We start from the raw sequence: 25342 nt of genomic DNA, 5'->3' as shown, positions 1-25342 counted from the left end.
CGCCCGTGCCCGGAGACCGCCCGCGGGCCACCCGATGAAGGACCGGGCCATCCCGCCCGCACTCGCCCCGGCATACCAGCGGTGCCGTGAGGTCCACCGCGAGCACGGCGGGGCCTCCTACCTCGCGACGAGTCTGCTCCCGCGCGAGCGACGGCCCCATGTCTGGGCGGTCTACGCCTTCGCGCGCACCTCGCGCGACCTCGTCGACCGGCCCCGCAGCGACCCGCTGGAGGCCCTGCCGGCGTGGCGGCACGCCGTGCTCGCGACCCTGGCCTCGGACGCCCCGCCCGACCCCGCCGCCCCGCCCGACCCTGCCGCCCCGCCCGACCCTGCCGCCCCGCCCGTCCTCACCGCCCTGTGGCACACCCAGCGGGTCGTCGGGATGCCGGGCGACCTCTTCGAGGACTACCTCGCGTCGCTGGTCATGGACCTCACCGTGACCCGTTACGCCACCTGGGACGACCTGCGCGCGTACATGAGCGGCGCCGCCGCCGCCCTCGGCGAGATGATGGCCCCGTTGTTCGGGGCGACCGACCCGTCCGTACGGCCCCTGGCCCGGGCGCTCGGCGAGGCCTTCCACTTCACGACCGTCGTGCGCGACATCGCCGAGGACCTGGCACGGGGCCGGGTCTACCTGCCCGAAGAGGACCTCGTAGCCCACGGCGTGACGGCTGACGACCTCGCCCGCTCGGTCGCGAGCCGCCGCCCCGACGACGCCGTGCGGTCCCTCGTGACGGCGCAGGTCGAGCGTGGACTCGCCCTCTATGAGGATGCCGGGCCGGGGCTCGCGCTCGTCGATGCCCGGTCGCGCGTCGGGCTCCAGACGGCCTTCAGCCTCTACCGCGAGATCCTCGTCGAGGTCGGGCGGCACGACGGCAACGTCTTCGACGGCCGGGTCAGGGCGTCACGGGCGGCGCGGGCCGCCACCGTCGCCCGGGTGCTGCGCCGCCGGGGCCGCTGACCCGGGCGCTGCTCGGCGTCCCTGCCGGCCCAGCCGGACCCACAGGGCACATGTCGCGAGGACGAGCGCGAACCCGAAGCCGAGGTCCTCGACCGGCGCCCAGGCGATCCTCCCGTCCCCGAGGAACGGCACCCCGCCGCTGCCGATGATGGCGTCCGGGTCGTAGGTGACGATCCGCCGCCCGGTCAGCCAGCCGTTGGTCACGAGCTGGAAGAACACGACAATCACGTATGCCGCCCACCACCGGCGCGTCGTGAGGAGCCGGGTGCGCAGGACGAGCAGGTCGAGGAGCGCGGCGAGCACGATGCCGACCGCGGTGGCGGTGGTGTAGCTCATCGCGCCACTCCCCCGTCGCCGGGTGGTCCTCCAACCCTGCGGCGACGTTCTCCCCGGCGCAGGACGACGCCGACGGCCTCGTAGGTCAGCAGGCCGGCGAGGGGGATGACGACGAAGAAGGCGAGCTCCTCCAGGGGCAGGCCCAGGACCCGGACGCCGAGGGTCTGCCCGGGGTCGAAGGACCAGTGCCCGGCCCGGGTCGCGGCCACGTCCCACGCGATGAAGACGAGCGCCACCGGGAGGATGCTGAGGGCCACCCGACGGACCTGACGCGCCAGGTCGAGATGGAAGACCCGGTGCAGCGGCAGGGTGCCCACGAGGCAGAACGCGAGCATCGCGGCATACGAGAGGTGTCGCACCGGCATTGGTCAGCGGTCAGAAGGCGAGGGCCTGGGCGCGGCGCCGGACCTCGGTCTTGTGCCCCGCGATGAGGGCGTCGATGGGGGCGCCCTCCACCGGGAGCGTCTCGTCGGGGGTGAAGAGCCAGCGGAGGATCTCCTCGTCGTTCATGCCCCCGTCGGCCAGGACGGTGAAGGTGCCCTTGAGGTCGAAGCGCGGACCCTCGTCGGTGACGAACTTCGCCGGGACGCTGACGACGCCCCGCTCACCGATGCGCTGCGAGAGCAGCTCACGGTCCGCGAGGTGCTGACGCACCCGAGCCAGCGAGATCCCGACCCGCTCCGCGATGTCGGGCACGGTCGTCCACTCGCCGACCAGGGCGGGCAGTGCGGTGAGAGCGGTGAGGGGGGTGGGACGGGGGGAGGTCGGATCAGCCACCCGAGCAGCCTAGGGGACCGGTCCGGGTGGTCCAAAGGGACCCGGCACCAACTCAACGCGCGAACACTCGACGTCCCGTGTAGATTCACACACTGCACACCTGTCCCACGCTCCCCACGCGTCCCTTCAACCCCGAGCTCGCCCCGACGGGGAAGGATTCAGCCCCCATGGCCCCGATCGCCGTCAGCACCCCTCCACCCGCACTGTCACCACCCCCTGCCCTGGTCCGTACCGCGGCGGGCGCCCCGTCAGGGTGGCAGTCGTACACGGTCCAGGCCGGCGACACGCTCATCGACATCGCAGCCCGCGCGGGCACGCCGCCCTCCGTCATCGCCGCCCAGAACCAGCTGCCCCTCGGCGGCCGGATGATCCGGACCGGTGCCGTGATCCTCGTCCCCGCCGGCCCCCAGCCGACGGTGGCGCCGGCTGCTGCGCCCATTCAGCCCGTGTCGTCGAGCTACACCGTCCAACGCGGTGACACGATCGGCCACATCGCCCTGCGCGCGCCGGCCACCGCCCGGCAGATCCTGGCTGCCAACGGCCTCGGGCCGAGGTCGCAGATCCGGCCCGGCCAGGTGCTCCAGATCCCCGGCCTCACTCCCGCTCCAGCCGCCCCGGCCCCAGCCGCTCCGGCGACCACGGCCAACACCTTCGCCGGCCGGACCTACCCGGACGCGACCGTCGCCGCAGCCGCGGCCGCACGAGCCACCCTCAAGGCCGCCGCTGCGCCGGACCGCCAGGCGATGCGCTCGATCGTCGAGGCGACCGCCCGTCGCCACGGGATCGATCCCCAGCTGGCACTGGCCATCTCCTACCAGGAGTCCGGCTGGGACCAGCGCCAGGTCTCGGTCGCGAACGCCATCGGGGCGATGCAGGTCATCCCCAGCTCCGGTGAGTGGGCCTCGTCGTTGGTGGGGCGCAGGCTCGACCTGCTCAGGGCCGAGGACAACGCCACGGCCGGCGTCGTCATCCTTCGGGCCCTCACGCGCTCCTCCAGCTCGGTCGACGAGGCCATCGCGGGCTACTACCAGGGCCTCGGCTCGGTGCGGGCCAACGGCATGTACGCCGACACCCAGCAGTACGTCGCCAGCGTCAAGGCGATGATGTCCCGCATCTGACGCCACCGGCACCCCAGCGGCTAGCCTCCACCGCTTTGCCGGGAAGCCTTCGTAGACTCCTCATCATGTCGTCCCGCGTGCAGGAGTCCGTCGTCGGGCGCCTGCTGGACGGCCGCTACCGGGTGCTGTCGCACCTCGCCGACGGGGGGATGGCCTCGGTCTACCTGGCCCTGGACGAACGTCTCGACCGCGAGGTCGCCGTGAAGATCATGCGGAGGGACCTGGCCCAGGACGAGACGTTCGTCAGCCGGTTCCGTCGGGAGGCACGCTCGGCCGCCCGGCTGAGCCACCCCAACGTCGTCGCGGTCTTCGACCAGGGCGAGGACGCGGGCGACATGTTCCTCGCCATGGAGTACGTCTCCGGCCGGACCCTACGCGAGGTCCTCGTGCAGGAAGGCCCGCTCACGCCCCGGGCCGCCCTGGACCTCTTCGACCCCATCCTGCAGGCCCTCGACGCCGCCCACGCGGCCGGCCTGATCCACCGCGACGTCAAGCCCGAGAACGTCATCCTGCGCGACGACGGCGTGGTGAAGGTCGCCGACTTCGGGCTCGCCCGGGCGGTCACGACCGCCACCACGACCAACGCGTCGGGGGTCCTGCTCGGCACGGTCGCCTACCTCTCCCCCGAGCAGGTCGAGCGCGGCATCGCCGACGCCCGCTCCGACGTGTATGCCGTGGGCCTCGTCCTCTACGAGATGCTCACCGGCCGCAAGGCCTTCGACGGCGACACCCCGATCCACGTGGCCTACCAGCACGTGCACGGCTGCGTGCCCGTCCCGTCCGACCAGGTGCCGTCCCTGCCTCAGGAGCTGGACCAGCTCGTCGCCCTCGGCACGGCACGCGACCCCGACCAGCGCCCCGCCTCCGCCGGCGACTACCTCACCGAGGTGCGCCGGTCGCGCGCCCTCATGTCCACGACCGAGCTCGACCTGCGCCCCGTCCCACCCCTGCGGGCAGACGGACGCCCCGCCGGCACCTCGGACCTGAGCCCCACCTCGGCCATCCCGCTGCGCGAGGGGCACGGATCCCGCGCCGGCCCGGCCCACCCCACGCAGTCCGTGCCGCGGTCCCTGTCACCGCCCGTGCCGCGGCCTGCGGGGCAGCCCGGTGGCGGGGCCTCCATCGGTCAGGCTCCGACGCGCCGTCGACGCCGCTGGCTCGTCCCGGTCCTGCTCGTGGTCCTGCTCGCGCTCGGGGGCGGGGGTGCCGCGTGGTGGTTCGCGGACGGGCCCGGAGCCAGGACGACGGTGCCGACCGTCGCCGGGCACCCCCGGCTCGAGGCGTTGACCGCCCTCGAGGTCGCCGGCCTGCGCGGCGACGTGGTCGAGTCGTTCGACGAGGCGGTGCCGGCGGGGACCGTCCTGTCCCAGGAACCCGGGCCCGGCTCCGAGGTCCCCCGGCTCACCGCCGTCACCGTCACGGTCTCCAAGGGTCAGGAGCGGTATGCCGCGCCCTCCCTCGTCGCGACCTCGGTCGATGCCGCCGCCGCCATGCTCAGCCAGGTCAACCTCGCGGTCGGCGCCCGGACCGACACCTTCAGCGAGACGGTCGAGGCCGGCACGATCATCTCCCAGGACCCTGCCGCCGGCACCCCCCTCCAGCGCGGCGCCCCCGTTGCCGTCACGGTGAGCAGGGGTCGTGCCCCGATCACCGTCACCGACGTCACGGGCAAGCGGACCGCCGACGCTCGGCAGGCGCTCGAGAGCCTCGGGCTGAGCGTCGTCGAGGGCCCGGTGGTCAACAGCGACACCGTCCCCGAGGGTGTCGTCGTCAGCCAGGCCCCCCGGAGCGGCACCCGGTTCAAGGGTGACCCGGTCACGATCGTCGTCTCCAAGGGCCCCGTCCTCGTCGCGGTTCCCGCCACCGTCGGCACGCAGCGCGACCAGGCGGCCGCCCTCCTCAAGGCCGCGGGCCTGAACGTCAGCTACACCGAGATCCTCGGCGGCTTCTTCGGAACCGTCCGCGACTCGAACCCGCCGGCCGGCAGCATGGTCCGCAAGGGGTCCACGATCACCTTGACCATCGTCTGAGCCGGCAACCCCGTGTCCCAGCGCCCGGACCGGGCCCGCTCCGTCGCGACCGGGCTGCTCATCCTCCTCACCGCGGTCTGGGGGTCGACGTTCTTCCTCATCCGCGACCTCGTCGCCACGGTGCCGCCGATCGACTTCCTCGCGGTCCGCTTCACGATCGGCGCCGTGCTCATGGTCGTCATCTTCCGCCGTCCGCTGCGCGCCCTCGGTCGGCGCCAGTGGCTTGCCGGCGCCGGCCTCGGCGGCCTCTACGGCGTCGCCCAGATCCTCCAGACGATAGGCCTCACCCACACCGACGCCTCGGTCTCCGGCTTCATCACCGGCACCTACGTCGTCCTCACCCCGCTCCTGTCCGCGCTGCTCCTGCGCGAACGGATCCCCCGCGCCACCTGGTATGCCGTGCTGCTCGCCACCGTGGGCCTGTCGGTCCTCTCCCTCAACGGGGTCAGCGTCGGCATCGGCGAGGCCCTGACGCTGGGCGCTGCCGTGGTCTACGCCCTGCACATCATCGGGCTCGGCCGGCTGTCGACGCCCTCCCACGCCACGGGGATGGCGGCGGTCCAGATGCTCGTCATCGCCGTGATCTGCGTGGTCGCGGCCGTGCCGGACGGCATCACCTGGCCCCGGGGCGGGGGCCAGTGGGCGTCGGTCATCTACATGGCCACCGCCGCGGGGGCCCTCGCCCTGTGGATCCAGACGTGGGCTCAGGCCCACCTGAGCGCGACGCGGGCCGCGATCGTCATGACCCTCGAACCCGTCTTCGCCGCACTCTTCGCGGTGCTGTTCGGCAGCGAGTCCCTGACGTCACGGATGGTCGTGGGCGGCCTGCTGGTCCTCACGGCGATGTACCTCGTGGAGCTGCTCGGCCGCCGCGCCGACGAGCCGCCGTCGGAGGTCCTCCACCACGAGGTCACCTGACCGGGTGCCCACCGCCTCCTCTTGACGCTGCGTCAAGCGCGTCGGTAACGGACTGCTGGGCCAGCTCAGGCAGCGGGGCCGGCGGCCAGCAGAGCAGAGACGACGTCGATCGCGATGTCGGTGCCGGCATCGTCGACGTCGAGGTGCCACACGAGCCGGACCGCGCCCGGCCCCACGGCATACAGGCGCACGCCCTCGCCCAGCGCTGCGGCCACGAGGGCCGCACCGGACCACCCGGCCAGCGACACGTCGAGGATGAGGATGTTCGTCTCGACGGTGGCCGGGTCGATCGAGCCCGGGGCCGCCGCGGCGAACGCCCCGGCGGCCCGGCGGGCCCGGGCGTGGTCGTCGGCGAGCCGCTCGAGGTGGTGCTGCACGGCATACAGTCCACCGGCCGCGAGGATGCCGGCCTGGCGCATCCCCCCTCCGTAGCGCTTGCGCCAGATCCGCGCCTCGGCCATCGCCTCGGCCGACCCGACGAGGACCGAGCCGACCGGCGCGCCGAGCCCCTTGCTCAGGCACACCGAGACCGTGTCGAACTCGCGGCCGTAGTCCCGCAGCGCCACCCCGCTCGCGACATGGGCGTTCCAGAGCCGGGCGCCGTCGAGGTGCATCGCCACGCCCCGCTCCTGCGTCACCCGCCGGACCTCGCGGATCGCCTCGAGCGGCTGGACGGTGCCGCCACCGAAGTTGTGGGTGTTCTCGAGCACGACCAGCGCGGTGGTGACCTGGTAGGGACCCGCCCCCGTGATCATCAGCTCGAGCGGCTGGCGCGGGTCGAGCAGCCCACGCGGGGCGACCCACGTCCGGGACGAGATGCCGGAGAAGACGGCCGCCGCTCCGAGCTCGGCGCGCACGACGTGGGCGAGCGAGTCGCAGACGAGCTCCTCGCCCGGCCGGACGTGGAGGCGCAGACCGAGCTGGTTGGCCAGGGACCCCGACGGGGTGAAGAGCCCCGCCTCGTGGCCGAGCAGCCCGGCGACGTGCTCCTCTAGGGCACGCAGCGTGGGGTCCTCGCCGAACACGTCGTCGCCGACCTCGGCGCCGGCCATGGCGGCCCGCATCGCCTCGGTCGGCTTCGTCAGGGTGTCGGAGAGCAGGTCGGCCGCGAGGGCGGGCGCGTGCACGGGCGCGAGGGCGGGCGCGGTCATGACTGGCCGAGCATCTCCGCGACGAGGAAGGCCAGCTCGAGGCTCTGCTGGTGGTTCAGGCGCGGGTCGCAGACGGTCTCGTAGCGGTTGCCCAGGTCGGCGTCGAGGATCTTCTCGGAGCCGCCCAAGCACTCGGTGACGTCGTTGCCGGTCAGCTCGACATGGATGCCGCCGGGCACCGTGCCGAGCGCCCGGTGCACCTCGAAGAATCCCTGGACCTCGTCCACGACGTCGTCGAAGTTGCGCGTCTTGTAGCCGCTCGTGGACTCGAAGGTGTTGCCGTGCATGGGATCGCAGATCCACGTGACCTGGGCGCCCGACTCGGTGACCCGCTCCACGATCGCGGGCAGGGCGCTGCGGATCGTGCCCGCGCCCATCCGGGTGATGAAGGTCAGCCGGCCCGGGGTGCGGTCAGGGTCGAGCTTGTCGATGAGCTTGAGCAGGTAGTCGGGTTCGGCCCGGGGCGAGACCTTGACGCCGATGGGGTTCTGGATCCGCGAGACGAAGTCGATGTGCGCCCCGTCGAGGTCACGGGTGCGCTCCCCCACCCAGACGAAGTGCGCCGACGTGTCGTAGGGCAGCCCGGTGCGTGAGTCGATCCGCGTCATCGGCCGCTCGTAGTCGAGCAGCAGGGCCTCGTGCGCGGCGAAGAACTCCGTCGTCCGCATGGCGTCGAAGTCGGCGCCGCAGGCGGCCATGAACTTCATCGCCTTGTCGATGTCGTGCGCGGTCCGCTCGTAGCGCGCGTTGGCCGCGTTGGCGACGAAGCCCTTGTTCCAGTCGTGCACGTGGCGCAGGTCGGCGAACCCGCCGGTCGTGAAGGCGCGCACGAGGTTCAGCGTCGAGGCGGCCGCGTGGTAGGCGTGCACCAACCGCTGCGGGTCGGGCGTGCGCGAGCCCGGGACGAAGGCGAAGTCGTTGACCATGTCACCGCGGTAGGCGGGCAGGGTGACGCCGTCGCGGGTCTCGGAGCCGCTGCTGCGGGGCTTGGCGTACTGCCCCGCCATCCGTCCGACCTTGACCACCGGGAGCGAGGCGCCGTAGGTGAGGACGGCCGCCATCTGCAGGACGGTCTTGACCCGGTCCCGGATGTTGTCGGCCGTCGCCGAGGCGAAGGTCTCGGCGCAGTCGCCACCCTGGAGGACGAACGCCTCGCCGCGGGCGGCGGCCGCGAGGCGGTCGCGCAGCACGTCGCACTCCCCCGCGAAGACGAGGGGGGGATAGCTCGAGAGCGTCGACACGGCATCCCGCACGGCCCCGGCATCCGGCCACTCGGGCTGCTGCGCCGCGCCCAGCCTGGCGCCGGCCTGCTCGAGCTCGGCCTGGAAGTGGGTGCTGTCCAACGTGTTCACCGGATGATTCTAGGAGCGTCGACGGAGTGGTCGGTGCGCGGTCCGCCTGACGAACGCCGGCGAACAGCCGCCCGGGTTAGGGTCTGGCCCATGACGTTCTCAATCGCTGCCCGGGCCGGTGATGCCTACGGCGTTGCCGTGGCCAGCAAGTTCATCGCCGTCGGGTCCGTGGTGCCGGCCGCCCGGATCGAGGTCGGCGCGGTCGCGACCCAGGCCATGGCCAAGGTGTCCTACCGCAAGGACGTCCTGGACCTCCTCGAGCTGGGAGTCGACGCCGAGACCGCGGTGGCCCGGGTCACCGCCGCCGACGAGGGACGGGCGCACCGCCAGCTCGGGGTCGTCTCCGAGACCAGCCAGGCCACCTACACGGGTTCGGAGTGCATGGCGTGGGCGGGCGGGCGCGCCGGCGGCGACACCTCGGGTCGCTACGCCATCCAGGGCAACATTCTCACCGGCGAGAAGGTCGTCGTGGCGATGGAGCAGGCCTGGTTCGACAGCGTCGGTATGCCGTTGCCGCGCCGCCTGCTCGCGGCTCTCCTCGCGGGGGACGCCGCCGGCGGGGACTCGCGCGGCCGCCAGGGCGCCGCGATCCACGTCGTCCAGCGTGGGACCGGCTACGACGCCTCCGGTGTCCTCGTCGACTTGCGCGTCGACGACCACCCCGACGCACCCGCCGAGCTGGCCCGACTGCTGGACCTGCACGACCTGTTCTTCGGCGAGCCCGAGGACGTCCAGCCCCTGACCGGCGAGCTGGCCGACGAGGTGTCGTCCCGGCTGGCCGTGCTCGGACACACCGGCGCCGACGCCTACGCCGCCCTCGAGGCGTGGTCCGGCGTCGAGAACTACGAGATGCTGCTGAGCCCCGGCGGTATCGACGCCCGGGTGCTGGCGGCGCTGCGGGCGGCGACACCGGACTCGCCCACGTCCTGACCTGCGCCGGTCCAGAACCCCTGGGTTGAGGGCCGTCCGCCCATCAGGGGGCTGGTGTCGTCGTATCCGCAGTTGATGCACACCGCCGTCGACACGACTGATGCCCGACGCCCGAATGGAGTTCCATCGGCAACTGCTCGGACTGCAGTACCGCCCACGTGATGAGCCTCCAACTCGCGTTCCATGACGTCGACAGCGTGACGCCGTCCACCTGGGCGTTGCACGACGTGCAGAAGCAGTCAGATCGATCTCAGCGTGCCCCGCGACGAGGACGTGCATCGGCACAGTCAGCGGGCCAAGGAGCTGGGTGCGCGGGTCCTGCCTGAGCCGACCACGAAGGACGATGAGCGCCCAGTGTCGAGTCTCGCACGATCCACCGTTGACACCGATCGCGTCGTCGGCACGAGTCGCGAGCGGGGCCGGCCGGAACGGGGCCGGCCGGAACGGGTCAGGGCTTGACCTCGCGGAGCCGGAACTGCTCGGCGGCCGCGGCTGCGAGCGGAGTCAGGTCGGACCCACCTCCGTCGACATACGTGACCAGGTCCGCGCGCATGGACGGCGCCCAGAACGACCGCAGGTGCGCGGTGATCTCGGCGACCGCCCGCTCATGCGGGTGGTGGGCCACGTTGGCAGCGATCTGGTTCAGCATGCGCACCAGGGGTGCGGGGTTGCTCACCGCTGCCCCACGCCCAGATCCTGGAGCGCCTGCTCGCTGACGGGTGTCTGCGAGGTGGTCGCCACCTGGACCGCCGTGACCTTGTACTCGGGGCAGTTGGTCGCCCAGTCCGAGTAGTCCGTGGTCACGATGTTCGCGCCGCTGCTGGGGTAGTGGAAGGTCGTGTAGACCACTCCTTGCGGCATCCGGTCGGCGACCCTCGCGCGCAGCACCGTCTGGCCCACCCTGCTGATGATCGCCACAGCCGCCCCGTCGACGATGCCGCGCTCCTCGGCGTCGTGCGGGTGGATCTCCAGCACGTCCTCCCCGTGCCACTGCACGTTGGCCGTCCGACGGGTCTGGGCACCGACGTTGTACTGGCTGAGGATGCGCCCTGTGGTGAGGATCAACGGGAACGTGCGGCTGGTGCGCTCGTCGGTGGCCACGAACGGCGTCTCCACGAAGTGCCCCTTGCCGCGCACGAACCCGTCCACGTGCATGGTCGGCGTGCCGTCGGGGGCCGAGGCGTTGCACGGCCACTGCAGGCTGCCCACCTCGTCCAGCTTGGCGAACGAGACCCCGGCAAAGGTGGGGGTCGTGGCGGCGATCTCGTCCATGATCTCGCTGCCGTGGGCGTAGTGCATCGGGTAACCCATGGCGGTCGCGAGCTCACAGGCCACCTCCCACTCTTGCTTGCCCGACTTCGGCGCCATCACCGGGCGGACCCGGTTGATCCGCCGCTCGGCGTTGGTGAACGTCCCGTCCTTCTCCAGGAACGACGTCCCGGGCAGGAAGACGTGGGCGAACGCAGCGGTCTCGTTGAGGAACAGGTCCTGGACGATGAGCAGGTCCAGAGAGGCCAGGGCAGCCTTGACGTGCTTGACGTTCGGGTCGGACTGCGCGATGTCCTCGCCCTGGATGAACATGCCGCGGTAGCTGCCGGCGAGGGCCGCATCGAACATGTTCGGGATCCGCAGCCCGGGCTCGGGGTCGAGGGTGCGCGCCCACAGCTGCTCGAACACCCGGCGCGCGGTGTCGTCGCCCACGGGGCGGTAGCCGGGCAGCTCGTTCGGGAACGAGCCCATGTCGCAGGAGCCCTGCACGTTGTTCTGCCCGCGGAGCGGGTTGATGCCCACACCCTCTCGGCCGATGTTGCCGGTGGCCATCGCGAGGTTCGCCATGCCCATCACCATGGTCGAGCCCTGGCTGTGCTCGGTGACCCCCAAGCCGTAGTAGATCGCCGCGTTCGGCGCAGTGGCATACAGCCGCGCCGCCGCGCGCACCTGCTCGGCGGGCACGCCGGTGATCTGCTCCGTCGCCTCGGGGCTGTTCTCCGGGCGGGCGATGAACTCCTCCCACAGGGCGAACGAGTCTGCCTCGCACCGCTGCGCGACAAAGGCCCGGTCGACCAGTCCCTCGGTGACCACGACGTGGCCGATGGCGTTGACGATGGCGACGTTCGTGCCCGGGTGCAGCTGGAGGTGGTGTGCTGCCTCGATGTGGGGGCTGCGCACGAGGTCGATGCGGCGCGGGTCGATGACCACCAGTGCGGCGCCCTTGCGCAGGCGCTGCTTCATCCGGGAGGCAAACACCGGGTGTCCGTCGGTGGGGTTGGCCCCGATCACCACGATGACGTCGGCCTGGTCGACCGACGCGAAGTCCTGCGTGCCGGCCGAGGTGCCCATGGTCTGCTTCAGCCCGTAGCCGGTGGGAGAGTGGCACACCCGGGCACAGGTGTCGACGTTGTTGTTGCCGAACGCCGCCCGGATCATCTTCTGCACCACGAAAACCTCTTCGTTCGTGCAGCGTGAGGAGGTGATCCCCCCGATGGACAGGACGCCGTGCTCGGCCTGGATCGCCATGAGTCGCGACGCGGCGTGGCTGATCGCCTCGTCCCACGACACCGTGCGCCACTGGTCGGTGATCGACTCGCGCACCATCGGGGACAGCTGGCGGTCCCGGTGGGAGGCGTAGCCCCAGGCGAACCTGCCTTTCACGCACGAATGGCCCTCGTTGGCCCCGCCGTCCTTCTGCGGCACCATCCGGACGACCTCGTCACCACGAAGCTCGGCCTTGAACGAGCAGCCGACACCGCAGTAGGCGCAGGTGGTGAGCACCGAGCGCTGCGGCGGGCCCAGCTCGATCACCGTCTTCTCCTGCAGCGCCGTGGTCGGGCAGGCCTGCACGCAGGCACCGCACGATACGCACTCGGACGCCATGAACGACTCACCCGCGGACGCCGCAACCGTCGAGTCGAACCCACGACCCGCGATGGTCAGGGCGAACGTCCCCTGCACCTCGTCACAGGCGCGGACACAGCGCGAGCAGGCGATGCACTCGGCGGCGTCGAAGGTGAAGTAGGGGTTGCTCTCGTCCTTGTGCGCGTCGAGGTGGTTCTTGCCCTCGAAGCCATAGCGCACGTCGCTCAGCCCCACCGTCGCCGCCATGCCCTGCAGCTCGCACTCGCCGTGGGTGTCGCTGGTCAGGCAGTCGCGGGGGTGGTCGGACAGGTAGAGCTCCGTCACACCTCGGCGCAGCCGCGCCAGACGAGGGGACGCGGTCGTGACGACCATGTCCGGGCCGCACGGGGTGGTGCACGAGGCGGGGGTGCCCTTGCGCCCGTCGATCTCGACCAGGCAGAGTCGGCAGGAGCCGAACGGCTCGAGCGAGTCGGTCGCGCACAGCTTCGGGATGTCGACGCCGGCCAGCGCGGCCGCGCGCATGACCGACGTCCCGGCGGACACGATCATTGGTATGCCGTCGACCTCCAGCTTGATGTCCGCCTCACCGGGGCGGGCTGGAGTGCCCAAGTCGATCTCCCTGAGCCCGGTTTCGCTCAGCACATTTTCCCTGAGCACAGTCATCGTCGCGCGCCTTCCGATCGGTCCAGGTCCTGGGGGAAGTACTTGAGCACGCTGCGCACGGGCATCGGGGTGAGTCCACCCATGGCGCACAGCGACCCGTCCGTCATCAGCTCACACAGGTCCTCCAGCAGCACGACGTTCGCCGCGGGGTCCTGACCGGCCACGATCCGGTCGATCACCTCGACGCCGCGGACGGCGCCGACCCGGCAGGGGGTGCACTTGCCGCAGGACTCTGTCGCACAGAACTCCATGGCGAAGCGGGCCTGGGCCGCCATGTCGACGGTGTCGTCGAAGACGACCATGCCGCCGTGGCCGATCATGGCCCCTGCCTCGGCGAAGGCCTCGTAGTCCAGCGGCAGGTCGAACTGCGTGGGCGGCAGGTAGGCCCCGAGGGGGCCGCCGACCTGCACGGCGCGAACCGGTCGGCCGGAGGCGGTGCCCCCACCGAACCTCTCGAGCATCGCTCCCAGGGTGATCCCGAAGGCGGTCTCGACGATCCCGCCGCGTGCGACGTTCCCCGCCAGCTGGAAGACCTGGGTGCCGCGGGAGCGGCCGACGCCGAAGTCACGGTAGAACTGCGCCCCGCGGGCGAGGACCACCAGGACGCTGGCCAGCGACAGCACGTTGTTGACGACCGTCGGCTTGCCGAAGAGACCCTCGAGCGCGGGCAGCGGCGGTTTGGCGCGGACCACACCCCGCTTGCCCTCCAGGCTCTCCAGCATCGCGGTCTCCTCACCGCAGATGTAGGCGCCCGCGCCGACGCGGATCTCCAGGTCGAACACGTGGTCGCTGTCCAGGACTCGCGAACCGAGCCAGCCGTTCTGGTATGCCGTCTGGATGGCGGCGCGCATCGTGGCCACGGCGTCGGGGTATTCCGAGCGGATGTAGATGAAGCCCTCGCGGGCGCCCACGGCGATCCCGGCGATGACCATGCCCTCGATGAGCATGAAGGGGTCGCCCTCCATGAGCATCCGGTCCGCAAACGTCCCGCTGTCGCCCTCGTCGGCGTTGCAGGTGACGAACTTCGGGGAGTCGGGTGCGTCCAGGACCGTGCGCCACTTCACTCCGACCGGGAAACCTGCACCGCCGCGTCCGCGCAGACCGGACTCGGTGACCTCGTCGCAGATCTGCACCGGCGTCATCGCCAACGCCCGCTTCAGCGCGAGCAGCCCACCGTGCGCCTGGTAGTCGTCGGTGGACAGCGGGTCGATGACGCCGACCCGGCGGAAGGTCAGGCGGTCCTGCTCCGCGAGCCAGGCAATCTGGTCGGTGTGGCCGTGGCCGAGCGCGTGCGCCTTCCCGTCCAGGAAACCCGCGGCGAACAGGCCGGCGACGTCGTCCGGCGTCACCGGGCCGTAGGCGACGCGACCCTGCTCGGTCACCACCTCGACCAGCGGCTCGAGCCACATCATCCCGCGCGAGCCGTTGCGAACGACCTCGACCGCTGCGCCGAGGCGAGCTGCCTGCACCTCGATGGCCGCCGCGACCTGGTCCGCGCCGACCGAACGAGCCGAGGAGTCCCTGGGGACATAGACGGTGGTCACGCCAGCTCACCGCTGTTGCCACTGCTGCTGACGGCGCCGTCGCGGACCAGCCGGTCGAGCTCGGCGGCCCGGACCCGGCCGTGCAGGCGACCGTCGACGGTGACCGTGGGCCCGAGCGCGCAGTTGCCCAGGCAGAAGACCTCGTCGAGGGTGATCGACCCGTCGGCGGTGGTCCCGCCGAAGTCGACGCGCAGGGAGCTGGTGGCGTGCTCGGCCAGCGCGTGTCCACCCACCGACTGGCACGCCTCGCCGCGGCATACCTGGACCCGCATCTTGCCCGGCGGGGTCGAGCGCAGGTCGGAGTAGAAGGTCAGCACCCCGTGCACGTCGGCACGCGAGAGGTTGAGGGCCTTGGCGACGAGCGGAACCGCACGCGGGTCGACATACCCGAAGGTCTCCTGCAGGGCGTGCAGCACCGGCAACAGCGGTCCCCGCTGCGCGACGTGGGCCCAAATCGTCTCCGACGCCACCTCCGGCGACCAGGGGACGTGCCGCGTTGATACGTCGCTGAGCATTACCGGAGGACTCCTTAGGGCTGAGGCGGATATCTTCCGAAACTACCCCAGCCGCCCCCCCACATCAACCATCGGAGCCACGTGAAGGTGGCCCCGTCACCTGCGGTCGACGGTCGACGGTCAGCTCGCCGCACGTTCGTCACCGGGGCGCTCGTGGTGCGCCGCATCGTCGACCGGGTCGTCGAGGTTCGCGCCGTCGGCCGCGGCCGGTCCATCATCCTCGGCGGCGTCGAGCGCCTCCTCGAGCTCCTTCGCGGCCGCGCCCGGCTTGGCGGCCTCCTGGATCTCGCGCGCCTTGACCCGGGCCGCCTGCAGGAGCCGGTTCTTCATCGAGGTGGCGTACTCGTCGACGTACTCCTGACCGGAGAGGAGCATGAGCTCATACATGATCTCGTCGGTGATCGAGCGCAGGACGAACCGGTCGTCCTCCATGCCCTCGTAGCGCGAGAAGTCGAGAGGCGCCCCGATACGGATGCCAATCCGCATGATCTTGGGGACCTTCTTGCCCGTCGGCTGGGCCTTGTCCGTGCCGATCATCGCCACCGGCAGCACGGGCGCCCCGCTCTCGAGGGCCATCCGGGCGACGCCGGTGCGTCCGCGGTAGAGCCGGCCGTCGGGCGAGCGGGTGCCCTCGGGATAAATGCCGAGAAGCTCGCCGCGACGCAGGATCTTCAGGCCCGAGCTGAGGGCCGCCTCACCGGCCTTCCCACCGGTGCGGTCGACGGGGAGCTGCCCGACGCCCCGGAAGAACGCCGCCGTCGCGCGGCCCTTCAGACCCCGCCCGGTGAAGTAGTCGGCCTTCGCCAGGAAGGTGAGCCGGCGTGGGAGCACCAAGGGCAGGAAGATCGAGTCGGAGAACGAGAGGTGGTTGCTCGCGAAGATCGCCGCCCCGTCCTCGGGAATGTTCTCCTCCCCCTCGACCCACGGCCTGAAGAGAATCCTGAGAAGCGGCCCGAGGACCACGGTCTTGAGCACCCAGTAGAACACTGTGCGAACCTCGCCCTCTCCGATGTGACGGTCGGCACTTTACGGCACTATCGGCACGGCGCGCGCTCGTGCAAGGATTTCGCCATCCACCACCCCCACGCCAGGAGTCGACGTGCCGGTCCTTCCCGGAGCTGAGCCCTACTCGAACGACGGCAACAGGGTCGGTGTCCTCCTGTGCCACGGCTACACCGGCACCCCCCAGGGCCTGCGGCCGTGGGCCGAGCACCTCGCCGGCGCGGGCTACACCGTGCGCCTGCCGCTCCTGCCCGGGCACGGGACGACGTGGCAGGAGCTGGGGAGGACCCGGTGGCAGGACTGGTACGCCGAGGTCGACGCGGCCTTCCGCGAGCTGCGCGTCTCCTGCGACCACGTCTTCGTGGCCGGGCTGTCGATGGGGGGCCTGCTCGCGACCAAGCTCGCCCTCGACCACGGACCGCGGGTCAGCGGCCTGGTCCTGGTCAACCCGATCTACAAGCACGACAACAAACTCCTCGCGCTGCTGCCTGCACTGCGGCGCGTCGTGCCGTCCTTCCCCGGCATCGCCAACGACATCAAGAAGACCGACGGCGAGCCCGAGCTCGGCTACACCCGCAACCCGCTCCAGTCGATGCACTCCCAGACCCAGCTGTGGGCCGGGGTCTCCCGGGACCTTGCGGAGATCACCCAGCCGGTCCTGCTCCTGCACTCCCGGGAGGACCATGTCGTGCCACCGCTCAGCTCGGCCTACTTCCTGTCCCGGATCTCGAGCACCGACGTGACCGAGATCTGGCTCGAAAACAGCTATCACGTCGCCACTCTCGACAACGATGCGCCGCTCATCCACGATGAGTCCGTGCGGTTCATCCAACGGCTGAGCGCCTGACCAGTGAGAATGTGACCATGGCTGAGAAGGACGTCGACGAGCAGTTTGCCGCGATCATGGCGCACTGGGACGAGGAGGCGCTGGGGCTGGACCCCTTCGGCGACCCGAGCGCAGACCGCAACCCCGGTGACCCCGACGGCGGCACTGATGCCGGTGCGTCCGCCACCCTCCCCTCGGCCGTCAACCCGGCTCCCATCCACGGGCTGGAGCCGCGGACGACGCCGTCTGCGGGCCCACCACCACTGCCGGTCGACAAGGGGGAGCCGGACGAGCCGGTCGAGCCGCTCGACAAGGGGGAGCCGGTCGCGGCGGAGGACGACGCGCAGACCCCCGGCGGGGTGCCGGAGGAGCCCCCGCCGGTCGTCGGGGCGGCCTGGCGCCAGCACAACCCGCCGGAGGTCGAGGAGCACTTCGAGCCCCCGCCCCTCGCGCCCCTGCCGTCCGCGGAGGACAAGCACTTCTGGACGATGCTCGGCGCCCTTGTCGGTGGCCCGCTCGTGTTCCTCTACCTGCTGCTGTTCAACCGCGACGGCAACGGCTGGTGGATCACCTTCGCCCTGCTCGTCACGGTCGCGGGGTTCGTCCTGCTCGTCCTGCGTCAGCCGAACCATCGTGACGAGGACGACCACGGCATCCGACTCTGAGGTCCGCACCGTCGTGGCGCTGACGTTCTGTCCTCGCAGAAGTGCTCGACCCGCCAACGTGCTCGACCTCGCGAGCGGCTGGACCGTATGCCGGGCTCAGGACTCCATGGGCCGGGCCACGACCTCGACCCACACCGGCCGGTGGTCCGAGGCGGCCCGCAGGTCGGCCTCGTCCAGGTCGACGGGACCCCCCGGGCGCACCACGAGGTCCGGGGACGCGAAGACGATGTCGATCACGCGCTCGGGCCGGGACGCGGGGAAGGTCGCCGCCCCCGGGGAGACGACCCGGTAGCGCCCGGCGATCGACCGGTGGGCGCGACCCTCCTCCCCCTCGTTGAGGTCGCCGGCGACGACCACGTCCCCCGACCCGGCCAGGGCGTCGAGGATGCGCGTGGCGTGCCGCTCACGCTCGTCAGCGGCGAGGCTGAGGTGCACGCTCGCCACGGTGATCGGGTGGTGACCCGGGAGCACGACCGAGGTCACGGCATACCCCCTGCGGCGCACGAGGAAGCGCACGGCGAGCCGCCGGTGCGTGCTCTGCGGGGTCTGGACCCGCAGGCTCGTGAAGATCGTGGTGCCGCCGCTGCCCTGGTGGTGGCCGGACCAGTACATCCGGCACACCTGCGCGAAGTTCGCGACCCGCCAGGTGCCCAGCAGTCGCCGCGGCACCTCCTGGAGGCAGAGGACATCGGGGGCGATGGCGCGGATGACGCGCGCCGCCGCGGCGGGGTCGTCGAGGAAGTCGCGCAGGTTGTAGGTCGCGACCCGGATCGTGGACCGCGAGGCGTCCGTGCCCACGTGCGTGCTCACGTGCGGCCCCGGTCGATGCGCGCGAGGTCCGCCGCGCCGATCAGGCCGGCCTCGTTGCCGAGCTGGGCCGCCACGATGGTGGCCTCCGGCCGGTAGCCCCGACCGGTGAGCTGGCGGCGGAACATGTCCCGCGCCGGGTCGATGAGCAGGGGGCCGGCTGCGCTGACCCCACCGCCGATGACGAAGGTGCCCGGGTCGAAAGCAGCAGCGAGGTTGGCGATGCCGACCCCGAGCCAGTGCCCGATCTCGGCCAACAGCTCGATGGACGTCTGGTCCCCGGTCTGGGCAGCGGCCGTGATCAGCGGACCGGTGAGGTTGGCCGCGTCGCCTCCGACCGACGACAGCAGGTCGGTGGCCATCGGCGAGTTGGCCGCGATGAGCGAACGCGCCTCTCGCACCAAGGCGTTGCCGCTGGCGTACTGCTCCCAGCAACCCCGGTTGCCGCACTCGCAGCGCAGGCCGTTGGGGACGACCTGCATGTGGCCGAACTCGCCGGCGATGCCGAACCGGCCCCGCTGGACCTGGCCGTCGATGACGATCCCGCCACCGATCCCTGTGCCCAGGTTGACCATCATCACGTGTGACTCGCCCTGGGCGGCACCGAACTTCCACTCCGCCCACGCTGCGGCGTTGGCGTCGTTGTCCACGGTAATGGGCACCCGCACCCGGCGCTGGAGGTTCTCCCGGAGCGGCTCGTGCCGCCACGACAGGTGTGGCGCGAAGACCACCGTCGCCCGGTCCGCCGCCACGAAGCCGGCCGCGCCGATCCCGACGGCGGTGATCCGGTCGCGACCCACCGCGTCGAGGAGCTCGTCGACGACCTCGACGATCGTGCTCTCCACGACGCCCGGTGACATCGACCGGTGCGGGGTGTCCCGTCGGGCGCGGGTCAGCACCCGACCGTGCTCGTCGACGACGCCGCCGGCCACCTTGGTGCCGCCGATGTCGATCCCGATCGCCAGGTCCCGGCTCATCGCCCTCCCACCTCGTTGTCATCCGTGCCTGGTGCCTGCTCCGTGCCTGGTGCCTGCTCCGTGCCTGGTGTGCGGTCCGCGCCGCCAGAGGCGGCGGCGTCGGCGTCGTTGTCGTCGTCGTCGGCGTCGTCGACCACCGCGATGTCCTCGACCGTGGCGCCGGGTCGCCCCGGGCCGGGTGCGCCGGCAGCCCGACCGCTCTCGGCCCACCGGTGTGCGGCGAGGTCACGCAGCGTCTCGGTGACCGCGGCGGCAAGATCGGCGAGCCGGTCGACCGTCTCCGGGTTGATCGCGCGCACGGCACCGATGAGCTGGCACACCGGGCAGAGGTGGCAGACGCTCGCGGCCGGCTCCCCGCCCGCCCGTCCGCAGGTGCCGCACACTCCGGCCGGGGTGGTCGGTGATGGGTCGGGGTGTGCCGGTGGGGCGGGGCGTGGTGGCGGGCCGGGGCGTGGTGGCGTGGCGGGGCGTGGTGGCGTGGCGGGGCGTGGCGGGTCGGCGCGTGGTGGAGGGTCGCCAGCAGCCTCGCCCAGCAGGGCGTTGAGCAGCCGCGCCGTCTCCTCCGCCACCGACCCCACGGGGCGCGGCCGGTGATCCGTCACGCTGTCGCCTCCCCGTCGGCTGGTTGCCTGATGGGCCAGAGCGCCCCGTCCGGGACGAACCGCACCCTCAGGGTGCCATCCTTCACCGCGGCGCTCTTGACGACGCACCGTTTCAGGACCGCCGGCAGCGTCAGCACCCGACGGTGGTCACCGACGACGACGAGCAGTTCCGCATCGCGTCGTTTGAGGTCGACCTCGGCGGCCCTGACGAGCGGCAGGGGCAGGGTGAGGACGTATTCGTCGCCGGCCCGGCGCACCGTCAGCCCGCGCCGGCGCACCGGGGCCAGCAACGAGGCGACGTCGTCGCCCCGCAGCTGCGCGAGCGCGTCGAGGGCGTCGACCCCGATGGGTTCGTGGGCGAGGTAGGGCGAGGTGAGGACCGGCACCCCCGCGAAGGAGTCGCCCACCTCGTCGAGTCCCTCACGCTGCGCGGCGTTCCACGCGCTGAGCCAGGGGTCCGGCTTTGTCCGGCCGCTGACCCCGGCTGCCGCATCGGGGAAGACCCGGTTGACGATGACCTGGTCGACGACGAACCCGTAGAGGCTGAGCGAGGTCCAGGTGCGTCGCGACTCCGCGATGACGACGCGCTCCGGGGTGAGCACCAGCCGGACGGACGCCCGGTCGCTGGTCAGCAGGGCTTGCAGGTCGCGCATCTGGACGTTCCAGCCCTTGATCGTCGCGGCGACCGCGGCCCCGGGCAACGGCATACCCGCTGCCGCCGCGGCGGCCGGACGCAGGGTGCGCAGCAGCCCTCGCTGGCCGGGCAGGAGCCGTTCGAGGTGCCACGCCAGGGCCTCGGGCAGCGCGAGAAGCCGCAGCGTCTCGGCGGTCGGCGCGCAGTCGACGACCACCAGGTCCCACCGGCCCGACTCGGCCTGGGCCCGCAGCTCGAGCAGCGCGGCGATCTCCTCGGCGCCGGGCAGCGAGGTCAGCTCCTCGGCGACGACGGGGTCGACCCCCACGGTGGCGAGGACCTGCAGCAGGTAGTCCTGGACCGTGCGCCAGGCCGGGTCCACGGCGTGGTGTGCACTGACCTGCAGGGCGTGCAGGTGGGGCTCGAGCTCGACGGGGCCGACCCCGCCGAGATCGTGCCCGAGCGCGTCACCGAGGGAGTGGGCCGCATCCGTCGACATCACCAGCGTCGAGATGCCGGCACGCGCCGCATGGACGGCCGCCGCGGCGGCAGTCGTCGTCTTACCGACTCCGCCCTTGCCGGTGAACAGAACGATGCGCAAGCTGCGTCAGCCCTCGACGCGCTTCTTCAGCTCCTTGAGAGCGGTGTCGACGATGACCTTCTCGGCCCTGCGCTTCAGCAGGCCGAGCATGGGGATGTTGAGATCGACGGCGAGGCGGTAGGTCACCCGCGTGCCGGTCCCCTCCTGCGCCAGCGTGTAGGAGCCGTTCATCGCCTTGAGGACGGTGGCCTTGATGAGGCTCCACGAGACGACCCCGGTGCCCCCGGCGGTCACCTCCCACGCGTAGTCGAGGGTGTAGGTGTCCTTGATGACACCCGCGTCGAGGGTGAACTCGACCTGGTCCGCCCAGCCGTCGCCCTCCTCCGACAGGACCGAGACCCGCTTCACCTCGGTGGCCCACTTGGGGTAGGAGGGGAAGTCCGCGATGACGTCCAGGACGGCGCCGGGTGCCGCGTCGATGACGAGGGAGGACTCAGTGCGATCGGCCATGCGCCGAAGGCTACAACGACTGCTCTTCGAGTCGGTCCTTCAGCCGGTGCACGGCCAGTTTCCAGCGACGGGTATGCCGCACCGCCACGTCCCGGGGCGCGTCCGGCGCCGCCACGGCCCGGACGTAGTGGTGGACGATCGCTCCGTCGGCGAAGGACTCGACCCAGACCTCCATGGCGCCGCGCAACGCGCCGGTCACGACCCAGCGCTGGCCCTGGGTCCCCCGGTCCCGGTCGAGGATCAGCTCGAGGTGGGGCCACCACATCTGGTGGTTGCGCGGGTCGGCGAGCGCGCCGGCAACCCGGTCCGGTGCTGCCCGGATGAATGTCTCGTCGCTGAGGTCGATGCGCGGAGATGACGGGATCCGGCGCAGGCCGGATCGTCGTGGGGAGCCGCTCATCCTCCAAGCATGGACACCCTCGCGGCGGGTCCCGGGGGCGGGGCCCGCGTCCGCGTATCCTGCCCCTGACCGCCCACCACCCAGGAGCAGCCGTGCCGGACAACGTCGTCGCCCCCCTTCGCGCCCCCACCACGGTGGGCAACCTCGCGCAGGCGGTGGTGGTGAACGCCGCGGACGACCCCGCGAGGGTGCTGTTCGCCAAGCGCGAGGGCGCCGGGTGGTCGGACGTCACCGCCGCCCGGTTCAAGCAGGAGGTGGACGCCCTGGCCAAGGGGATCATCGCGGCCGGGATCGCGGTGGGCGACCGGGTCGGGCTGATGTCCCGCACCCGCTACGAGTGGACGCTGGCCGACTACGCCATCTGGACGGCGGGCGCGGTCACGGTCCCGATCTACGAGACGTCCTCGGCCGACCAGGTGCGGTGGATCCTCGAGGACTCCGGGGCGGTCGCGGTCTTCGTCGAGACCCCGGCCCACGCCAGCACGCTCGCCGGTGTGCGGGGCGGCCTCCCGGACCTCACGGACGTGTGGCAGCTGGAAGGTGACGCCCTTGAGGATCTGGTCCGCGCCGGTGGCGAGACGACGGACGCCGCCCTCGAGGAGCGCCGGGCGAGCACCGACCGGACCTCGCTCGCCACGATCATCTACACGTCCGGCACGACGGGCCGCCCCAAGGGGTGCCGCCTGACCCACGGCAACTTCAAGGACCTCGCGGAGAACGCCTACGAGGAGCTCTCGGAGGTCGTCAGGGCGGAGGGGGCCTCCACCCTCCTCTTCCTGCCCCTGGCGCACGTGTTTGCCCGCTTCATCCAGGTCCTCTGCGTGGAGGCGCAGGCCAGGATGGGCCACTCCAGCGACATCAAGGCCCTGCTCGACGACTTCGCCAGCTTCCGGCCGACGTTCATCCTCGCGGTGCCGCGGGTGTTCGAGAAGATCTACAACTCCTCGGAGCAGAAGGCCACTGCTGACGGCAAGGGCAGGATCTTCACCATTGCGGCAGGGACCGCCATCGCGTGGAGCCAGGCCCAGGATGCCGGCCGGCCGTCGCTGGCACTGCGGGCGAAGCACGCCATCTTCGACCGGCTCGTCTACAGCAAGCTGCGGGCCGCCATGGGCGGCCAGGTCCGGTATGCCGTGTCCGGCGGCGCCCCGCTCGGGACCCGCCTCGGGCACTTCTACCGCGGCATCGGCGTCACCGTGCTCGAGGGCTACGGACTCACCGAGACGACGGCGCCCGCCACCGTCAACACGCCGCTCAAGGTCAAGATCGGCACCGTGGGGCCGCCGTTGCCCGGCGTCGGCATCCGGATCGCCGATAACGGCGAGATCCTCATCAAGGGGGTCAACGTCTTCAGCGGCTACCACAACAACGACGCGGCGTCGGCTGACGCGATGCAAGACGGCTGGTTCCGCACCGGTGACATCGGCGAGCTCGACGACGACGGTTTCCTGAGGATCACGGGGCGCAAGAAGGAGATCCTCGTGACCGCTGGAGGCAAGAACGTCGCGCCAGCGGCGCTGGAGGACCGGCTGCGGGCTCACCCGCTCGTCTCCCAGTGCATCGTCGTCGGGGACCAGAAGCCCTTCATCGGCGCCCTGATCACCCTCGACGAGGAGATGCTGCCGGCGTGGGCCAGGATCCACGGCCACGAGGGTCTGACCCTGGAGCAGGCCCGCACCCACGAGGCCGTGCGCGCTGCTCTCGACGAGGCCGTCGCGGACGCGAACACCGCCGTCAGCAAGGCGGAGTCGATTCGCAGGTATGCCGTGCTGCCCGGCGACTTCACCGAGGACAACGGATACCTCACGCCATCCCTCAAGCTCAAGCGCAACCTCGTGATGCGCGACTTCGCCGACGATGTCGAGGGGCTCTATTCCGGGAGCAAGCAGCAGTAAGTCCAGGGACCGCAGTAGTCCGGGACCGCCTACCGGGGACCGTGGATGCCCCTGTGGCAGCCCGTCGCCGCCGCCGGCCTCACCGGGCCAACTGCCCCAGGTAGGCCAGCCAGTCGGCGACGAAGGCCTCCTCGCTCGTGCCCAGCACGTCCTGGAACGTTTGCGCGGCCACTGACGTCGGGCCGGCGACGACGCCCGGCTCAGCGACGCTCCCACCGGCCACGGCCCGGTAGAACGCGACGACCCGAGCGGAGCCGTGGACCTGGGCCATCCGGGTCACCGCCAACCAGGCCGCGGAATACGTGGGGGCGATCACCCCCTGGGTCGGGTCGAAGTCGGTCGGGACGGGCAGCCGGGTCGGCCCGGTGCCGGACCGCACCTTGGCGAGCAGATCAGCGGCAACCGTGCGCGCTGGCAGCGCCACCCCCTGGAACCCGACGTAGTCGGCGAAGCCCTCTGAGAGCCAGATCGGCACCGGCCGCGTCGTCGTGCCCCGGACCGTGACGTGGGTCAGCTCGTGGGTGATGACGACGCGGCGACCGTCGGGCGTCAACCTGGCGAGGGCCTGCGGGTTGAGGTAGACCCGGTCGCCGGTCGCGGCGGTGCCCGTCGTCAGTGGCCCGTTCGTGACCCCCGCGACCTGATCGAGGCCGGCGGCGCTGGAGCGCTGCAACTGGGCCGTGAGCTCGTCGACCGTGGCGGGGACCACGAGCACCCCCGGCAGCGCACTGCCCCAGACTGCGGCGACCCGGGCGTGCGCGGCCTCGCCCATCTCCAGGTCGGCCCTGAGCTGGGCGGTCGGAGCGTTGCCGACGACCAGCGTCGTCGGTGAGCGGAGCACCGTCATCGCGGGCAGGTCCCACGGCTGGGCCTGCGACGCTCCGTCGGTGTCGTCCGCGAATCGCCATCCGGCCGACGTCCGGACGACGGTGTAGGAGGCGTCGTAGGTGTGCGGGGCACGGTCGTAGCCGTCCAGCCGATAGGTCTGGTGGACCGTGCTGAGCCATGCGTCCGGCCCCACGGCCTCGGCCCGGGCGGCCGTCAGGGCCGGCGCGATCTCGACCCCCCGCTGGCCGTAGTCGACGATCGGTAGCGCGAGCATCTGCTCGAAGATGACCCCTTGACGCCGGGCAAAGGGGCCGGTCGGGTCGCTGAGGGTGGCCAGCCACGCCTGCCCGTCCCGCCGGGTGAGGGCCCGGGCCCGCTGCGCGACGAGGTCGGCAACCGCGTCGCGACGGTCCTGGTCGGGGTCGACGGTCGAGCGCAACCGGGCGCTGGAGTTCGCGGAGCTCTTGTCGCTCGGATCGGCTCCGGTCGCACCTGCGCCCGTCG

General features: G+C 71.7%; 25 protein-coding genes. 8 read left to right on the top strand and 17 right to left on the bottom strand.

Features of this window, described 5'->3' with window-relative positions:
- The first annotated feature begins 34 nt into the window (after positions 1 to 34).
- Positions 35 to 961, top strand: coding sequence for a phytoene/squalene synthase family protein (locus ACLL9L_RS14055; protein ID WP_411285281.1), 927 nt, complete (start codon positions 35 to 37; stop codon positions 959 to 961).
- On the opposite strand, the gene ACLL9L_RS14050 is transcribed toward ACLL9L_RS14055, so the two are convergent.
- Genes ACLL9L_RS14050 through ACLL9L_RS14040 form a run of 3 tightly spaced genes read right to left on the bottom strand, consistent with a single transcriptional unit; the run spans position 905 to position 2074 of the window.
- A complete protein-coding gene (locus ACLL9L_RS14050; protein WP_411285280.1) occupies positions 905 to 1297 on the bottom strand; it encodes a lycopene cyclase domain-containing protein in 393 nt (130 codons plus the stop codon). The genes ACLL9L_RS14055 and ACLL9L_RS14050 overlap by 57 nt on opposite strands.
- Positions 1294 to 1662, bottom strand: coding sequence for a lycopene cyclase domain-containing protein (locus ACLL9L_RS14045; protein WP_411285279.1), 369 nt, complete (start codon positions 1660 to 1662; stop codon positions 1294 to 1296). The genes ACLL9L_RS14050 and ACLL9L_RS14045 overlap by 4 nt, the downstream gene beginning before the upstream one ends.
- A gap of 10 nt (positions 1663 to 1672) precedes the next feature.
- Positions 1673 to 2074 (bottom strand): Rv2175c family DNA-binding protein, encoded by a 402-nt coding sequence (locus tag ACLL9L_RS14040; protein WP_411285278.1) that lies wholly within the window; start codon positions 2072 to 2074, stop codon positions 1673 to 1675.
- Between the two features lie 167 nt (positions 2075 to 2241).
- On the opposite strand from ACLL9L_RS14040, the gene ACLL9L_RS14035 reads away from it, so the two are divergent.
- From ACLL9L_RS14035 to ACLL9L_RS14025, 3 genes are all read left to right on the top strand, one after another.
- Positions 2242 to 3192 (top strand): LysM peptidoglycan-binding domain-containing protein, encoded by a 951-nt coding sequence (locus ACLL9L_RS14035; protein ID WP_411285277.1) that lies wholly within the window; start codon positions 2242 to 2244, stop codon positions 3190 to 3192.
- 65 nt (positions 3193 to 3257) lie between these two features.
- The gene (gene pknB, locus ACLL9L_RS14030) at positions 3258 to 5222 is read left to right on the top strand and encodes a Stk1 family PASTA domain-containing Ser/Thr kinase (protein ID WP_411285276.1); all 1965 of its coding nucleotides are present in this window, start codon (positions 3258 to 3260) and stop codon (positions 5220 to 5222) included.
- A 12-nt stretch (positions 5223 to 5234) separates the two neighbouring features.
- On the top strand, positions 5235 to 6140 hold the full coding sequence (locus ACLL9L_RS14025; protein WP_411285275.1) for a DMT family transporter: 906 nt from the start codon (positions 5235 to 5237) through the stop codon (positions 6138 to 6140).
- 65 nt (positions 6141 to 6205) lie between these two features.
- Here the strand turns inward: ACLL9L_RS14025 and ACLL9L_RS14020 are convergent, their stop codons facing one another.
- Both ACLL9L_RS14020 and ACLL9L_RS14015 read right to left on the bottom strand, forming a co-directional pair.
- The gene (locus ACLL9L_RS14020; protein ID WP_411285274.1) at positions 6206 to 7291 is read right to left on the bottom strand and encodes a threonine aldolase family protein; all 1086 of its coding nucleotides are present in this window, start codon (positions 7289 to 7291) and stop codon (positions 6206 to 6208) included.
- Positions 7288 to 8643 (bottom strand): class II 3-deoxy-7-phosphoheptulonate synthase, encoded by a 1356-nt coding sequence (locus ACLL9L_RS14015; RefSeq protein WP_411285273.1) that lies wholly within the window; start codon positions 8641 to 8643, stop codon positions 7288 to 7290. The genes ACLL9L_RS14020 and ACLL9L_RS14015 overlap by 4 nt, the downstream gene beginning before the upstream one ends.
- Before the next feature lie 90 nt (positions 8644 to 8733).
- On the opposite strand from ACLL9L_RS14015, the gene ACLL9L_RS14010 reads away from it, so the two are divergent.
- Positions 8734 to 9573: a DUF1028 domain-containing protein gene (locus tag ACLL9L_RS14010; protein ID WP_411285272.1), complete on the top strand. Its 840-nt coding sequence runs from the start codon at positions 8734 to 8736 to the stop codon at positions 9571 to 9573.
- 448 nt (positions 9574 to 10021) lie between these two features.
- On the opposite strand, the gene ACLL9L_RS14005 is transcribed toward ACLL9L_RS14010, so the two are convergent.
- The 5 genes from ACLL9L_RS14005 to ACLL9L_RS13985 all read right to left on the bottom strand — a co-directional run bounded on the left by ACLL9L_RS14005 (position 10022) and on the right by ACLL9L_RS13985 (position 16138).
- Positions 10022 to 10222 (bottom strand): formate dehydrogenase subunit delta, encoded by a 201-nt coding sequence (locus tag ACLL9L_RS14005; RefSeq protein ID WP_411285271.1) that lies wholly within the window; start codon positions 10220 to 10222, stop codon positions 10022 to 10024.
- 23 nt (positions 10223 to 10245) lie between these two features.
- Complete coding sequence (fdhF, locus tag ACLL9L_RS14000) at positions 10246 to 13038, bottom strand: formate dehydrogenase subunit alpha (RefSeq protein ID WP_411285270.1); 2793 nt, start codon at positions 13036 to 13038, stop codon at positions 10246 to 10248.
- Positions 13039 to 13088: 50 nt separating this feature from the next.
- Positions 13089 to 14636, bottom strand: coding sequence for a formate dehydrogenase beta subunit (locus ACLL9L_RS13995; RefSeq protein ID WP_411285269.1), 1548 nt, complete (start codon positions 14634 to 14636; stop codon positions 13089 to 13091).
- A complete protein-coding gene (locus ACLL9L_RS13990) occupies positions 14633 to 15151 on the bottom strand; it encodes an NAD(P)H-dependent oxidoreductase subunit E (protein ID WP_411285268.1) in 519 nt (172 codons plus the stop codon). Before ACLL9L_RS13990 ends, ACLL9L_RS13995 begins: the two co-directional genes overlap by 4 nt.
- Positions 15152 to 15271: 120 nt before the next feature.
- A complete protein-coding gene (locus ACLL9L_RS13985) occupies positions 15272 to 16138 on the bottom strand; it encodes a lysophospholipid acyltransferase family protein (RefSeq protein ID WP_411285267.1) in 867 nt (288 codons plus the stop codon).
- 112 nt (positions 16139 to 16250) lie between these two features.
- Here ACLL9L_RS13985 and ACLL9L_RS13980 point away from each other — a divergent pair, with 112 nt between their 5' ends.
- Positions 16251 to 17000 (top strand): alpha/beta hydrolase, encoded by a 750-nt coding sequence (locus ACLL9L_RS13980; RefSeq protein ID WP_411285266.1) that lies wholly within the window; start codon positions 16251 to 16253, stop codon positions 16998 to 17000.
- A 17-nt stretch (positions 17001 to 17017) separates the two neighbouring features.
- Positions 17018 to 17644 (top strand): hypothetical protein, encoded by a 627-nt coding sequence (locus tag ACLL9L_RS13975; RefSeq protein WP_411285265.1) that lies wholly within the window; start codon positions 17018 to 17020, stop codon positions 17642 to 17644.
- 96 nt (positions 17645 to 17740) lie between these two features.
- On the opposite strand, the gene ACLL9L_RS13970 is transcribed toward ACLL9L_RS13975, so the two are convergent.
- From ACLL9L_RS13970 to ACLL9L_RS13945, 6 genes are read right to left on the bottom strand one after another with little or no spacing between them, the layout of a single operon-like run.
- A complete protein-coding gene (locus tag ACLL9L_RS13970; RefSeq protein WP_411285264.1) occupies positions 17741 to 18454 on the bottom strand; it encodes an endonuclease/exonuclease/phosphatase family protein in 714 nt (237 codons plus the stop codon).
- Complete coding sequence (locus ACLL9L_RS13965) at positions 18451 to 19428, bottom strand: ROK family glucokinase (RefSeq protein ID WP_411285263.1); 978 nt, start codon at positions 19426 to 19428, stop codon at positions 18451 to 18453. Before ACLL9L_RS13965 ends, ACLL9L_RS13970 begins: the two co-directional genes overlap by 4 nt.
- Positions 19425 to 20030 carry a hypothetical protein gene (locus ACLL9L_RS13960; protein ID WP_411285262.1) on the bottom strand — a complete coding sequence of 202 codons (606 nt, stop codon included), beginning with the start codon at positions 20028 to 20030 and terminating at the stop codon, positions 19425 to 19427. The genes ACLL9L_RS13965 and ACLL9L_RS13960 overlap by 4 nt, the downstream gene beginning before the upstream one ends.
- Positions 20027 to 21265 (bottom strand): ArsA family ATPase, encoded by a 1239-nt coding sequence (locus tag ACLL9L_RS13955; protein WP_411285261.1) that lies wholly within the window; start codon positions 21263 to 21265, stop codon positions 20027 to 20029. The genes ACLL9L_RS13960 and ACLL9L_RS13955 overlap by 4 nt, the downstream gene beginning before the upstream one ends.
- 6 nt (positions 21266 to 21271) lie before the next feature.
- Positions 21272 to 21715: an SRPBCC family protein gene (locus ACLL9L_RS13950; RefSeq protein ID WP_411285260.1), complete on the bottom strand. Its 444-nt coding sequence runs from the start codon at positions 21713 to 21715 to the stop codon at positions 21272 to 21274.
- A 10-nt stretch (positions 21716 to 21725) separates the two neighbouring features.
- A complete protein-coding gene (locus ACLL9L_RS13945; RefSeq protein WP_411285259.1) occupies positions 21726 to 22115 on the bottom strand; it encodes a polyketide cyclase / dehydrase and lipid transport in 390 nt (129 codons plus the stop codon).
- A gap of 92 nt (positions 22116 to 22207) precedes the next feature.
- On the opposite strand from ACLL9L_RS13945, the gene ACLL9L_RS13940 reads away from it, so the two are divergent.
- Positions 22208 to 24010, top strand: a complete 1803-nt coding sequence (locus tag ACLL9L_RS13940) for an AMP-dependent synthetase/ligase (RefSeq protein ID WP_411285258.1) — start codon at positions 22208 to 22210, stop codon at positions 24008 to 24010.
- A gap of 79 nt (positions 24011 to 24089) precedes the next feature.
- On the opposite strand, the gene ACLL9L_RS13935 is transcribed toward ACLL9L_RS13940, so the two are convergent.
- Complete coding sequence (locus tag ACLL9L_RS13935; RefSeq protein WP_411285257.1) at positions 24090 to 25277, bottom strand: hypothetical protein; 1188 nt, start codon at positions 25275 to 25277, stop codon at positions 24090 to 24092.
- Positions 25278 to 25342 lie beyond the last annotated feature (65 nt).

Source organism: Lapillicoccus sp., from assembly GCF_046595215.1.
GTDB lineage: Bacteria > Actinomycetota > Actinomycetes > Actinomycetales > Dermatophilaceae > Lapillicoccus.
Note: the sequence above shows the minus strand (reverse complement) of the source record. Positions and strands in the feature narration are given on the sequence as shown.

Bases quoted from the DNA above. Each gene is read 5' to 3' on its own strand.
- ACLL9L_RS13950 (WP_411285260.1), bottom strand. From the start codon at position 21,715: ATGGCCGATCGCACTGAGTCCTCCCTCGTCATCGACGCGGCACCCGGC.
- ACLL9L_RS13975 (WP_411285265.1), top strand. From the start codon at position 17,018: ATGGCTGAGAAGGACGTCGACGAGCAGTTTGCCGCGATCATGGCGCAC.
- ACLL9L_RS14055 (WP_411285281.1), top strand. From the start codon at position 35: ATGAAGGACCGGGCCATCCCGCCCGCACTCGCCCCGGCATACCAGCGG.
- ACLL9L_RS13990 (WP_411285268.1), bottom strand. From the start codon at position 15,151: ATGCTCAGCGACGTATCAACGCGGCACGTCCCCTGGTCGCCGGAGGTG.
- ACLL9L_RS14045 (WP_411285279.1), bottom strand. From the start codon at position 1,662: ATGCCGGTGCGACACCTCTCGTATGCCGCGATGCTCGCGTTCTGCCTC.
- ACLL9L_RS14010 (WP_411285272.1), top strand. From the start codon at position 8,734: ATGACGTTCTCAATCGCTGCCCGGGCCGGTGATGCCTACGGCGTTGCC.
- ACLL9L_RS14035 (WP_411285277.1), top strand. From the start codon at position 2,242: ATGGCCCCGATCGCCGTCAGCACCCCTCCACCCGCACTGTCACCACCC.
- pknB (WP_411285276.1), top strand. From the start codon at position 3,258: ATGTCGTCCCGCGTGCAGGAGTCCGTCGTCGGGCGCCTGCTGGACGGC.
- ACLL9L_RS13945 (WP_411285259.1), bottom strand. From the start codon at position 22,115: ATGAGCGGCTCCCCACGACGATCCGGCCTGCGCCGGATCCCGTCATCT.
- ACLL9L_RS14020 (WP_411285274.1), bottom strand. From the start codon at position 7,291: ATGACCGCGCCCGCCCTCGCGCCCGTGCACGCGCCCGCCCTCGCGGCC.
- ACLL9L_RS14005 (WP_411285271.1), bottom strand. From the start codon at position 10,222: ATGCTGAACCAGATCGCTGCCAACGTGGCCCACCACCCGCATGAGCGG.
- ACLL9L_RS13965 (WP_411285263.1), bottom strand. From the start codon at position 19,428: ATGAGCCGGGACCTGGCGATCGGGATCGACATCGGCGGCACCAAGGTG.
- ACLL9L_RS14050 (WP_411285280.1), bottom strand. From the start codon at position 1,297: ATGAGCTACACCACCGCCACCGCGGTCGGCATCGTGCTCGCCGCGCTC.